The organism is Streptomyces sp. NPDC024017 (assembly GCF_040638895.1).
Lineage (GTDB): Bacteria > Actinomycetota > Actinomycetes > Streptomycetales > Streptomycetaceae > Streptomyces.
The window spans coordinates 471153-483805 of the sequence record NZ_JBEZYZ010000004.1; the positions used below are offsets into that span (position 1 = coordinate 471153).

Here is a 12653-nt window from a genome sequence, read left to right on the forward strand (position 1 = left end):
CATGAAGGTCGGCGCCGTCATCATCACCATGGGCAACCGGCCCGAGGAGCTGCGCGCCCTCCTCGACTCCGTCGCCAAGCAGGACGGCGACCGGGTCGAGGTGGTCGTCGTCGGCAACGGCTCGCCCGTCCCGGACGTCCCCGAGGGCGTCCGCACGATCGAGCTGCCCGAGAACCTCGGCATCCCCGGCGGCCGCAACGTCGGCATCGAGGCCTTCGGGCCCGCCGGCCGGGACGTCGACATCCTGCTCTTCCTGGACGACGACGGACTGCTCGCGGGCCACGACACCGCCGAGCTGTGCCGCAAGGCGTTCGAGGCCGACCCGAAGCTCGGCATCGTGAGTTTCCGCATAGCCGACCCGGAGACCGGCGTCACCCAGCGCCGCCACGTACCCCGGCTGCGCGCCTCCGACCCGATGCGCTCCTCGCGCGTGACGACCTTCCTCGGCGGCGCCAACGCCGTCCGCACCCGCGTCTTCGCCGACGTCGGCGGGCTTCCGGACGAGTTCTTCTATGCCCACGAGGAAACCGACCTGGCATGGCGGGCCCTCGACGCGGGCTGGATGATCGACTACCGGTCCGACATGGTGCTTTACCACCCGACGACCGCTCCCTCGCGGCACGCGGTCTACCACCGCATGGTCGCCCGCAACCGCGTCTGGCTGGCCCGCCGCAACCTCCCCTCGGCGCTCGTCCCGGTCTACCTCGGCGTGTGGCTGCTGCTCACCCTGCTGCGCCGCCCCTCCCGCAGTGCGCTGCGGGCCTGGTTCGGCGGATTCCGCGAAGGCTGGACCACCTCGTGCGGGCCCCGCCGGCCCATGAAGTGGCGTACGGTGTGGCGGCTGACCCGGCTGGGCCGGCCCCCCGTCATCTGACAAGCTCGTATCCGGGACTACCCGGGAGCCCCCGGGCCGTACTCTGGCCCCGGCTCATGCCAGACCGGCACAGGCCGAGCATCTCGAAGACGAAAGTTTCCACTAGTGAGTGAGACAACGCACGACGCCACGGTCGCGGTGAGCGCGCCCGCGGCGCCCGACGAGGGCCTCACGGCGAGGGAACTCGCCGCCAAGCACGGGCTGACCGTGAGCGGCGCCCGGCCGTCCCTCATCGAGTACGTCCGTCAGCTCTGGGACCGGCGGCACTTCATCCTCGCCTTCTCCCGGGCGAAGCTGACCGCCCAGTACAGCCAGGCCAAGCTCGGCCAGCTGTGGCAGGTGGCCACGCCGCTGCTGAACGCGGCCGTGTACTTCTTCATCTTCGGCCTGCTGCTGGAGGCCGACCGGGGCATGCCCCGCGAGGTGTACATCCCGTTCCTGGTCACGGGCGTGTTCGTGTTCACCTTCACGCAGAGCTCGGTGATGGCGGGCGTGCGCGCGATCTCCGGCAACCTCGGCCTGGTCCGCGCCCTGCACTTCCCGCGCGCCTCGCTGCCGATCTCCTTCGCGCTCCAGCAGCTCCAGCAGCTGCTGTTCTCGATGTTCGTGCTGTTCGCCATCGCGGTCGGCTTCGGCCACTACCCGGACCTGTCCTGGGTGCTGATCGTGCCCGTGCTGGTCCTGCAGTTCTGCTTCAACACCGGCCTCGCGCTGATCATGGCCCGGGCGGGCGCCAAGACCCCCGACCTCGCGCAGCTGATGCCGTTCGTGATGCGGACGTGGATGTACGCGTCCGGCGTGATGTTCTCCATCCCGATCTTCCTGGAGGACAAGCCGAGCTGGATCGCGAACGTCCTGCAGTGGAACCCGGCCGCGATCTACATGGACCTGATGCGGTTCGCCCTCATCGACGACTACGACGGCTCGTACCTCCCCGACCACGTGTGGGCGGTCGCGGGCGGCTGGGCCGTGCTGTTCGCCCTCGGCGGCTTCGTGTACTTCTGGAAGGCGGAGGAGAGGTACGGCCGTGGCTGAGCAGAACCAGGACGCACGCATCCCCACCGTCGTCGCGGACGACCTGCACATCGTCTACCGCGTCAACGGCGCCAAGAGCGGCAAGGGCAGCGCCACCGCCGCCCTCAGCCGCATCCTCAAGCGCGGCGAGGAGCGGGGTGTGCGCAAGGTGCACGCCGTGCGCGGTGTCTCCTTCGTCGCCTACCGCGGCGAGGCCATCGGCCTGATCGGGTCCAACGGCTCCGGCAAGTCGACCCTGTTGCGCGCCATCGCCGGGCTGCTGCCCGCCGAGCAGGGCAAGGTCTACACCGACGGCCAGCCCTCGCTGCTCGGCGTCAACGCGGCCCTGATGAACGACCTCACGGGCGAACGCAACGTCATATTGGGCGGGCTCGCCATGGGCATGTCCCGTGAGGAGATCAAGGAGCGCTACCAGGACATCGTCGACTTCTCCGGCATCAACGAGAAGGGCGACTTCATCACCCTGCCCATGCGGACCTACTCCTCCGGCATGGCGGCCCGGCTCCGCTTCTCCATCGCCGCGGCCAAGGACCACGACGTCCTGATGATCGACGAGGCCCTGGCGACGGGTGACCGGAAGTTCCAGAAGCGCTCCGAGGACCGCATCCGGGAGCTGCGCAAGGAAGCCGGCACGGTGTTTCTGGTCAGCCACAACAACAAGTCCATCCGCGACACCTGCAACCGCGTCCTGTGGCTGGAACGCGGCGAGCTGCGCATGGACGGCCCCACCGACGAGGTGCTCAAGGAGTACGAGAAGTTCACGGGCAAGTAGCCCGATTCGGCCAGGGCCCCGACGGAACTGCTCCGACGGGGCCCCGCGTCTGCAAAGGAAACGTCAACTCCGGCCCATCTCAGGAATCTTGGGGCCAATCGGTGCGTTCTCGTGATGTGCGGGACACCCTGACGAACCGTGGCGCGTTGTACAACGTAAGCTGTACCGGTCCCGAAACACGGCAATCAGGGCAATAATGCGCGACACCGCCCGTCGGACCACCGTGCGGACGGCTGGGCGGCGTGTCCGAAATAGTGTGTATTGGGTCGGCAGTGTAGAACGGGAGATGTGACGGCGATGGCTACGGAAACTCCCCAGCTCCACGCAGCACGTGCCGTCCCCGCGCCGGGCAGTCGGCGGTGACGGGAACCGGCACGGCGCGCCCCCTCGATCCGGAGCGCGGCACGCTCGACAAGGCCGCCGGCGAGAACTTCCCGGTGGCCCCCTTCTTCCTGCCCCGGGCCTGGCGCTTTGACCTCATGGCCGTCTACGGCTTCGCCCGTCTGGTCGACGACATCGGCGACGGCGACCTCACTCCCGGCGGTGCCGACGCCCGCCTGCTCGGTGTGTCCTCGCGGGACGCCGAGGACCGGCTGGTTTTGCTGGACGCCTTCGAGGCCGACCTGCGCCGGGTCTTCGACTCGACCCCGCGCCATCCGCTGCTGCGCCGCCTCCAGCCGACCGTGCGCCGCCGCTCGCTGACTCCCGAGCCGTTCCTCGGCCTGATCGCCGCCAACCGCCAGGACCAGCTGGTCGGCCGCTACGAGACCTACGACGACCTGCTCGCCTACTGCGAGCTGTCGGCCAACCCCGTGGGCCGTCTCGTCCTCGCCGTCACCGGCGCCTCGACACCCGAGCGGATCCGCCGCTCCGACATGATCTGTACGGCGCTCCAGATCGTCGAGCACCTCCAGGACGTGGCCGAGGACCTCGGCCGCGACCGCATCTACCTGCCCGCAGCCGACATGAAGCGCTTCCACGTCCAGGAAGCGGATCTCGCCACGAAGACCGCCGGAGCGTCGGTCCGTGCGCTGATTGCGTACGAAGCGCAAAGGGCCCGGGATCTCCTGAATGAAGGCGCCCCCCTGGTGGGTAGCGTCCACGGCAGGCTGAAGCTGCTGCTCGCAGGGTTCGTGGCGGGGGGAAGGGCGGCCGTCCACGCGATCGCCGCCGCCGAATTCGACGTACTTCCCGGCCCGCCCAAGCCCGGCAAGGTCCGGCTGCTGCGTGAGGTCGGCGTGACTCTGCGAGGAGAGGGGTGATCCGGACCGTGGAGTCGGAACCACACGCGTCCCCACCGGTACTCGCCGCCTACAGCTACTGCGAGGCCGTCACCGGGCGGCAGGCCCGTAACTTCGCCTACGGCATCCGGCTGCTGCCGACGCCTCAGCGCCGTGCCATGTCGGCGCTGTACGCGTTCTCGCGGCGGGTCGACGACATCGGCGACGGTGCGCTCGCCGACGACGTCAAGGTGGGCAGGCTGGAGGAGACCCGGGCGCTGCTCACCCGGATCCGCGAGGACGAGGTCGACGAGGACGACACCGACCCGGTCGCCGTCGCCCTCTCGCACGCGGCCGGGCACTTCCCGATCCCGCTCGGAGGCCTGGACGAGCTCATCGACGGCGTCCTGATGGACGTCCGCGGTGAGACCTACGAGACCTGGGACGACCTGAAGGTCTACTGCCGCTGCGTGGCGGGCGCGATCGGGCGTCTGTCGCTCGGCGTGTTCGGCACGGAACCGGGGGCGCGCGGCGTGGACCGCGCGCCGGAGTATGCCGACACGCTCGGGCTCGCGCTTCAGCTCACCAACATTCTCAGAGACGTTCGCGAGGACGCCGTGGACGGGCGGACCTACCTGCCCGCCGACGATCTCGCCAAGTTCGGCTGCTCGGCCGGCTTCAGCGGGCCGCGGCCGCCGGAGGGCTCCGACTTCGCGGGCCTCGTGCACTTCGAAGTGCGACGGGCCCGCGCTCTGTTCGCCGAGGGCTACCGGCTGCTCCCCATGCTCGACCGGCGCAGCGGCGCCTGTGTCGCCGCCATGGCCGGCATCTACCGCCGCCTCCTCGACCGCATCGAGCGCGACCCGGAGGCCGTGCTGCGCGGCCGGGTCTCCCTGCCCGGCCGGGAGAAGGCGTACGTCGCCGTGCGCGGCCTGTCCGGCCTCGACGCCCGGCATGTGACCCGACGGACCGTCAGGAGGCGTGCGTGAACGGCACAGAGGCCGCCCTCGGCGGTGTGGCGCGGATGGCCGGGCGTGGGTGCGACGCGCCCCTCGGCCGAGCCGTCGGAGACAACCGGCGGGCAACCCTCCGGCGCGAGGCCGCGTCCCTGACGGAGACGGCCGGTCGTGCACCGTTCGAGCAGCACGCCCGGGCCGAGGGGGAGGGCGCACGATGACCCACGGCACACGGTCTCAAGGACCTGCCGCACAGGGGCGGCACGCCGTCGTGGTGGGCGGCGGGCTCGCCGGCGTCACCACCGCGCTCGCGCTCGCCGACGCCGGGGTGCGCGTCACCCTGCTGGAAGGCAGGCCACGGCTCGGCGGCCTGGCCTTCTCCTTCCAGCGCGGTGATGTCACCGTCGACAACGGCCAGCACGTCTACCTGCGCTGCTGCACCGCCTACCGCTGGTTCCTCGACCGCATCGAGGGCGCGGCACTGGCCCCGCTGCAGGACCGGCTCGACGTACCCGTTCTGGACGCCGCACGGCCCGAGGGGCGACGGCTCGGCAGGCTGCGGCGCGACGCGCTGCCCGTGCCCCTGCACCTGGGGCGCAGCCTCGCCACCTATCCGCACCTGTCGCTCGCCGACCGCGCCAGGGTGGGCCGGGCGGCACTCGCGCTCAAGGGGCTCGACCTCACCGACCCGGCGCTGGACACGCAGGACTTCGGCAGCTGGCTGGCCGCGCACGGCCAGTCGGCACGCGCCGTCGAGGCCCTGTGGGACCTGGTCGGGATCGCCACCCTCAACGCGGCCGCCTCCGACGCCTCTCTGGCGCTGGCCGCGATGGTGTTCAAGACCGGTCTGCTGTCCGACCCGGGCGCGGCCGACATCGGCTGGGCGCGCGTCCCGCTGGGCGACCTGCACGACCGGCTGGCCCGCAAGGCCCTCGACTCCGCGGGCGTGCGCACCGAACTCCGCACCCGCGTCACCTCCGTCTGCGCGAACGCGAACGGGCAGTGGGCCGTCGACGTCCCGGGGGAGACCCTGGAGGCCGACGCGGTGGTCCTCGCCGTGCCGCAGCGCGAGGCGCACGACCTGCTGCCCGCGGGCGCCCTCGACGCGCCCGAACAGCTCCTGGAGATCGGCACCGCGCCGATCCTCAACGTCCATGTGGTCTACGACCGGAAGGTCCTCGGCCGGCCGTTCTTCACCGCCCTCGGCAGCCCCGTGCAGTGGGTCTTCGACCGGACCGAGGCGTCCGGGCTGCGCGAGGGCCAGTACCTCGCCCTGTCGCAGTCGGCCGCCCAGGACGAGATCGACGAGCCCGTCGCCGTGCTGCGCGAGCGGTACCTGCCCGAGCTGGAGCGGCTGCTGCCGCTGACCCGCGGTGCCGGAGTGAAAGACTTCTTCGTCACCCGGGAGCGCACCGCGACGTTCGCTCCCACCCCCGGCGTCGGGCGCCTCAGGCCCGGCGCCCGCACCAAGGCATCCGGCCTCTACCTGGCCGGAGCGTGGACCGCCACCGGGTGGCCCGCGACCATGGAGAGTGCGGTCCGCAGTGGTGTGAGCGCGGCGGACGCCGTGCTGGGCGCCCTGGGCCGGCCCCGTCCGCACGCCCTCTTCGAGTTCGAGGAGGCGGCATGATGCCGGCTCAGGCCGGCGCGGCAGGCGACCCCCGCACCCCCGGTACCGCAACAAGAGGAGAGACTGTGCCCACTGTGCCCCCGGCCTCGAAGACTGCCGAGGCGGTGGACGTGACCGCGCTGCTGGAGCGCGGCCGGACCCTGGCCACTCCGGTACTGCGGGCGGCCGTCGACCGCCTGGCACCTCCCATGGACACTGTTGCCGCCTACCACTTCGGCTGGATCGACGCCCAGGGCAGGCCCGCGGCGGGGGACGGCGGCAAGGCCGTACGCCCCGCCCTCGCGGTGCTGTCCGCCGAGGTCATGTCGGCCGCCCCCGAGACCGGCATCCCCGGCGCCGTCGCCGTGGAACTGGTCCACAACTTCTCCCTCCTCCACGACGACCTCATGGACGGCGACGAGCAGCGCCGTCACCGCGACACGGTCTGGAAGGTGCACGGCCCCGCCCAGGCCATCCTGGTCGGCGACGCCCTGTTCGCCCTCGCCAACGAGGTCCTCCTCGAACTCGGCACCGTCGAGGCCGGCCGAGCCACCCGCCGTCTGACCACGGCCACCCGCGCCCTGATCGACGGCCAGGCCCAGGACATCTCCTACGAGCACCGCGATCGCGTCAGCGTCGCGGAGTGCCTGGAGATGGAGGGCAACAAGACCGGCGCCCTGCTCGCCTGCGCCAGCTCCATCGGCGCGGTCCTCGGCGGCGCCGACGACCACACCGCCGACACCCTCGAGAAGTACGGCTACCACCTGGGCCTCGCCTTCCAGGCCGTCGACGACCTCCTCGGCATCTGGGGCGACCCGGACTCCACCGGCAAGCAGACCTGGAGCGACCTGCGCCAGCGCAAGAAGTCCCTGCCGGTCGTGGCCGCCCTCGCGGCGGGCGGCTCGGCCTCCGAGCGGCTCGGCGAGATCCTCGCCGCCGACGCCAAGGCCCACGACTTCGAGAATTTCTCCGAGGAGGAGTTCGCGGCCCGCGCCGCCCTCATCGAGGAGGCCGGCGGCCGCGAGTGGACCGCCGACGAGGCACGCCGTCAGCACACCATCGCCATCGAGGCCCTCGACGCCGTCGACATGCCCGACCGGGTGCGGGCACAGTTCACGGCCCTCGCGGACTTCGTCGTCGTACGAAAGAGATGATCACTATCGGCCGAATAGCCCTCGCGTAGTCGCCGGCCGGTGCCGCGAGTCATCACGGAGCACCGGCCGACGGCGGACCCACAGCAGCTGCACACCTTGCACCACTGCACGAAGGGGAAGCCATGACAGCGACGACCGACGGAAGCACCGGGGCCCTGCCACCCCGCGCCGCCGCGGCCAGCGAAACCGATACGGACACGGACACGGACACCCCCGGGGCGGCCGGGGTACCGGAAGCCGCCGCACGCGCCGCCCGGCGTGCCACCGACTTCCTGCTCTCCCGCCAGGACGCCGAGGGCTGGTGGAAGGGCGACCTCGAGACCAACGTCACGATGGACGCCGAGGACCTGCTGCTCCGTCAGTTCCTCGGCATCCGCGACGACAAGACCACGCAAGCCGCCGCCCTCTTCATCCGCGGCGAGCAGGGCGAGGACGGCACCTGGGCCACCTTCTACGGCGGACCGAGCGAACTGTCCGCCACCATCGAGGCGTACGTCGCCCTCCGCCTGGCCGGTGACGCGCCCGACGCCCCGCACATGGCGAAGGCCTCCGCCTGGATCCGCGCGCAGGGCGGCATCGCCGCCGCCCGGGTCTTCACCCGGATCTGGCTGGCCCTGTTCGGCTGGTGGAAGTGGGAGGACCTGCCCGAACTCCCCCCGGAGCTCGTCTTCTTCCCGAAGTGGGTGCCGCTCAACATCTACGACTTCGGTTGCTGGGCGCGGCAGACCATCGTCCCGCTGACGATCGTCTCCGCCAAGCGGCCGGTACGCCCCGCGCCCTTCCCGCTCGACGAGCTGCACACCGACCCGGACCGGCCCAATCCGCCCAAGCCCCTGGCTTCGCCCTTCAGTTGGGACGGGGCCTTCCAGCGGATGGACAAGGGCCTGCACGCCCTGCGGAAGGTCGCCCCGCGCAGACTGCGCAGAGCCGCCATGAACAGCGCCGCCCGCTGGATCATCGAGCGGCAGGAGAACGACGGCTGCTGGGGCGGCATCCAGCCCCCGGCCGTGTACTCGATCATCGCCCTGCACCTGCTGGGCTACGACCTCGACCACCCCGTGATGCGCGAGGGGCTGGCGTCCCTGGACCGGTTCGCCGTGTGGCGCGAGGACGGCGCCCGGATGATCGAGGCCTGCCAGTCACCCGTGTGGGACACGTGCCTGGCCGCCATCGCCCTCGTGGATGCCGGACTGCCCGCCGATCACCCGCAGTTGGTGAAGGCGGCCGACTGGATGCTGGGCGAGGAGATCGTCCGGCCCGGTGACTGGTCCGTGAAACGGCCCGGACTGCCGCCCGGCGGCTGGGCGTTCGAGTTCCACAACGACAACTACCCCGACATCGACGACACCGCCGAGGTGATCCTCGCCCTGCGCCGGATCACCCACCACGACCCGGAGCGGCTGGAGCGGGCCGTCGCACGCGGCATGCGCTGGACGCTCGGCATGCAGTCGAAGAACGGCGCCTGGGCCGCCTTCGACGTCGACAACACCAGTCCCTTCCCGAACCGGCTGCCGTTCTGCGACTTCGGCGAGGTCATCGACCCGCCCTCCGCCGACGTCACCGCGCACGTCGTCGAGATGCTCGCGGTGGAGGGCCTCGCCCACGACCCGCGCACCCGGCGCGGCATCGAGTGGCTGCTGGCCGAGCAGGAACCGGACGGCTCGTGGTTCGGGCGCTGGGGCGTCAACTACGTCTACGGCACCGGGTCCGTCGTGCCCGCCCTGACCGCCGCCGGTATCCCCGCCGCGCACCCGGCGATCCGGCGGGCCGTGGCCTGGCTGGAGTCGGTCCAGAACGACGACGGCGGCTGGGGCGAGGACCTGCGCTCCTACAAGTACGCCGAGGAGTGGAGCGGCAAGGGCGCCTCGACCGCCTCGCAGACGGCATGGGCGCTGATGGCCCTGCTCGCGGCGGGGGAGCGGGGCTCCCGGGCCGTCGAGCGCGGAATCGAGTGGCTCGCCGCGACCCAGCGGGCGGACGGCTCCTGGGACGAGCCGTACTTCACGGGGACGGGCTTCCCGTGGGACTTCTCGATCAACTACCACCTCTACCGGCAGGTGTTCCCGCTCACCGCGCTCGGCCGCTATCTGCACGGAGAGCCCTTCGCCGAGAAGCTCCGGGGAAGCGGGGCGGCCGAGGAGCTCCGGGGAAGCGGGGCCGGCAAGCCGCTCGCCGAGGCCAAGGGGAGCGGATGACCGCACAGACCGCCCCGGTCCCGCTGCTGATCGCCTGCGCGCTCGGCATCGAGCAGTTCGCCCTGCGCGCGGGCGGCCGAGGCGGGGCCGACGGGCCGGTCACGGTGCTGCGCACGGGCATGGGGCCGGCGGCGGCCGAGCGGGCCGTCACCCGCATGCTGGCCGACCCGGCCCTGCGCGACGCCGCCGTCCTGGCCACCGGCTTCTGCGCGGGCCTCGCACCGGGCATGCACCCCGGCGACCTCGTCGTCGCCGAGGAGACCCGCGACCCGCGCGGCACGACCCCCTGCGTCGGGACCGAACTGCTGGTCAAGGAGCTGACCCGCGCGCTGCCCGGGCGGACCGTGCACACCGGGCCGCTCACCGGCTCCGACCACGTCGTGCGCGGCCCCGAACGGTCCGCCCTGCGCGCGACCGGTGCCATCGCGGTCGACATGGAGTCAGCCGTCACGCTCCTGAGCGCCGTGCGCGCGGGCGAGCGCCCGGTTGCGGCCGTCCGGGTGGTCGTGGACGCTCCTGAACATGAACTCGTCCGGATCGGCACGGTGCGCGGTGGAATATCAGCTTTCCGCGTCCTTCGTTCCGTCCTTCCCGCTTTCTTCGAATGGCACCGTTCCTTGCTGCTCCCCAGGAGGTGAGCCAGATGGCCATGCCGCTCCGACAGTCCATCAAGGTCGCTACGTACTTGGCTGAACAGAAGATCCGCCGACGGGACAAGTTTCCGCTGATCGTCGAGCTGGAGCCGCTGTTCGCCTGCAATCTCAAATGCGAGGGGTGCGGCAAGATCCAGCATCCGGCCGGGGTGCTCAAGCAGCGGATGCCGGTCGCCCAGGCCGTGGGGGCGGTCGTGGAGTCCGGTGCCCCGATGGTGTCCATCGCCGGTGGCGAACCGCTGATGCACCCGCAGATCGACGAGATCGTGCGTCAGCTGGTGGCCAAGCGGAAGTACGTTTTCCTCTGCACCAACGCCATGCTGCTGCGCAAGAAGATGGACCAGTTCACGCCGTCGCCCTACTTCGCCTTCGCGGTGCACATCGACGGGCTGCGCGAGCGGCACGACGAGTCGGTCGCGAAGGAGGGGGTGTTCGACGAGGCCGTGGCGGCGATCAAGGAGGCCAAGCAGCGCGGCTTCCGGGTCACCACCAACTCGACCTTCTTCAACACCGACACCCCGCAGACCATCATCGAGGTGCTGAACTTCCTCAACGACGACCTCCAGGTCGACGAGATGATGATCTCGCCCGCCTACGCCTACGAGAAGGCCCCCGACCAGGAGCACTTCCTCGGCGTGGAGCAGACCCGCGAGCTGTTCAAGAAGGCCTTCTCGGGCGGCAACCGGCGGCGCTGGCGGCTCAACCACTCCCCGCTCTTCCTGGACTTCCTGGAGGGCAAGGTCGACTTCCCGTGCACGGCGTGGGCGATCCCGAACTACTCGCTCTTCGGCTGGCAGCGCCCCTGCTACCTGATGAGCGACGGGTACGTGCCGACGTACCGGGAGCTGGTCGAGGACACCGACTGGGACAAGTACGGCCGCGGCAAGGACCCGCGCTGCGCCAACTGCATGGCGCACTGCGGCTACGAGCCCACCGCCGTCCTCGCCACCATGGGATCGCTGAAGGAGTCCCTGCGCGCCCTGCGCGAGACGGTCTCCGGGAACCGGGAGTGACGTCATGACCGCTGTCCCGCTGGGTGTCCCCGAGGTGCCGGTCCGGCCGATCGCGCAGCGGCGCGTCTCGCGCCGGATCCAGGTCGGTCCGGTGGCGGTCGGGGGCGGGGCCCCGGTGTCGGTGCAGTCGATGACGACGACCCGTACGTCGGACATCGGCGCCACGTTGCAGCAGATCGCGGAGCTGACCGCGTCCGGCTGCCAGATCGTCCGGGTCGCCTGCCCCACGCAGGACGACGCGGACGCCCTGGCGACCATCGCGCGCAAGTCGCAGATCCCGGTGATCGCGGACATCCACTTCCAGCCGAAGTACGTGTTCGCGGCCATCGAGGCGGGCTGCGCGGCGGTCCGCGTCAACCCCGGCAACATCAAGCAGTTCGACGACCGGGTCAAGGAGATCGCCCAGGCGGCGAAGGACCACGGCACCCCGATCCGGATCGGCGTGAACGCCGGGTCGCTGGACCGGCGCCTCCTCCAGAAGTACGGCAGGGCGACCCCGGAGGCGCTCGTGGAGAGCGCGCTGTGGGAGGCGTCCCTGTTCGAGGAGCACGGCTTCCGCGACATCAAGATCTCCGTCAAGCACAACGACCCGGTCGTGATGATCGAGGCGTACCGGCAGCTGGCCGAGCAGAGCGACTACCCGCTGCACCTGGGCGTGACGGAGGCGGGGCCGGCCTTCCAGGGCACGATCAAGTCGGCGGTGGCGTTCGGGGCGCTGCTGTCGCGGGGCATCGGCGACACGATCCGGGTGTCGCTGTCAGCGCCGCCGGCCGAGGAGGTCAAGGTCGGCATCCAGATCCTCCAGTCCCTCGGGCTCAAGGAGCGCCGGCTGGAGATCGTGTCGTGCCCGTCCTGCGGGCGTGCCCAGGTCGACGTGTACAAGCTGGCCGAGGAGGTCACGGCCGGGCTCGACGGCATGGAGGTGCCGCTGCGGGTCGCCGTCATGGGGTGTGTGGTCAACGGGCCCGGCGAGGCGCGGGAGGCCGATCTGGGGGTCGCCTCCGGCAACGGCAAGGGGCAGATCTTCGTCAAGGGCGAGGTCATCAAGACCGTCCCCGAGTCGAAGATCGTCGAGACGCTGATCGAAGAGGCGATGAAGATCGCCGAGCAGATGGAGCAGGACGGCGTGGGGTCGGGGGAGCCGGCCGTCACCGTGAGCTGAGCAGCACGGA

General features: G+C 71.2%; 12 protein-coding genes. All 12 read left to right on the forward strand.

Annotation, left to right across the window (positions count from 1 at the left end):
• Nucleotide 1 precedes the first annotated feature (1 nt).
• The 12 genes from AB0G20_RS13465 (at nt 2) to ispG (ending at nt 12643) form a co-directional block, all read left to right on the forward strand.
• Complete coding sequence (locus tag AB0G20_RS13465) at nt 2–874, forward strand: glycosyltransferase (protein WP_361300948.1); 873 nt, start codon at nt 2–4, stop codon at nt 872–874.
• A 105-nt stretch (nt 875–979) separates the two neighbouring features.
• Nucleotides 980–1909, forward strand: coding sequence for an ABC transporter permease (locus AB0G20_RS13470; protein ID WP_361300482.1), 930 nt, complete (start codon nt 980–982; stop codon nt 1907–1909).
• Entirely contained in the window at nt 1902–2681 is a 780-nt protein-coding gene (locus tag AB0G20_RS13475; RefSeq protein WP_361300485.1) for an ABC transporter ATP-binding protein, read from the forward strand. Before AB0G20_RS13470 ends, AB0G20_RS13475 begins: the two co-directional genes overlap by 8 nt.
• Nucleotides 2682–3040: 359 nt before the next feature.
• Entirely contained in the window at nt 3041–3943 is a 903-nt protein-coding gene (gene hpnC, locus AB0G20_RS13480) for a squalene synthase HpnC (RefSeq protein ID WP_361300488.1), read from the forward strand.
• The gene (hpnD, locus tag AB0G20_RS13485; RefSeq protein ID WP_361300491.1) at nt 3940–4890 is read left to right on the forward strand and encodes a presqualene diphosphate synthase HpnD; all 951 of its coding nucleotides are present in this window, start codon (nt 3940–3942) and stop codon (nt 4888–4890) included. Before hpnC ends, hpnD begins: the two co-directional genes overlap by 4 nt.
• The gene (locus tag AB0G20_RS13490; RefSeq protein ID WP_361300494.1) at nt 4887–5078 is read left to right on the forward strand and encodes a DUF6380 family protein; all 192 of its coding nucleotides are present in this window, start codon (nt 4887–4889) and stop codon (nt 5076–5078) included. The genes hpnD and AB0G20_RS13490 overlap by 4 nt, the downstream gene beginning before the upstream one ends.
• Complete coding sequence (hpnE, locus tag AB0G20_RS13495; RefSeq protein ID WP_361300497.1) at nt 5075–6487, forward strand: hydroxysqualene dehydroxylase HpnE; 1413 nt, start codon at nt 5075–5077, stop codon at nt 6485–6487. The genes AB0G20_RS13490 and hpnE overlap by 4 nt, the downstream gene beginning before the upstream one ends.
• On the forward strand, nt 6487–7620 hold the full coding sequence (locus AB0G20_RS13500) for a polyprenyl synthetase family protein (protein ID WP_361300951.1): 1134 nt from the start codon (nt 6487–6489) through the stop codon (nt 7618–7620). Before hpnE ends, AB0G20_RS13500 begins: the two co-directional genes overlap by 1 nt.
• A 122-nt stretch (nt 7621–7742) precedes the next feature.
• Nucleotides 7743–9815, forward strand: a complete 2073-nt coding sequence (gene shc, locus AB0G20_RS13505; RefSeq protein WP_361300500.1) for a squalene--hopene cyclase — start codon at nt 7743–7745, stop codon at nt 9813–9815.
• The gene (locus AB0G20_RS13510) at nt 9812–10453 is read left to right on the forward strand and encodes a 1-hydroxy-2-methyl-2-butenyl 4-diphosphate reductase (RefSeq protein WP_361300503.1); all 642 of its coding nucleotides are present in this window, start codon (nt 9812–9814) and stop codon (nt 10451–10453) included. Before shc ends, AB0G20_RS13510 begins: the two co-directional genes overlap by 4 nt.
• Before the next feature lie 5 nt (nt 10454–10458).
• Nucleotides 10459–11481: an adenosyl-hopene transferase HpnH gene (hpnH, locus tag AB0G20_RS13515; protein ID WP_361300506.1), complete on the forward strand. Its 1023-nt coding sequence runs from the start codon at nt 10459–10461 to the stop codon at nt 11479–11481.
• A gap of 4 nt (nt 11482–11485) precedes the next feature.
• Entirely contained in the window at nt 11486–12643 is a 1158-nt protein-coding gene (gene ispG / locus AB0G20_RS13520) for a flavodoxin-dependent (E)-4-hydroxy-3-methylbut-2-enyl-diphosphate synthase (protein WP_361300509.1), read from the forward strand.
• Nucleotides 12644–12653 lie beyond the last annotated feature (10 nt).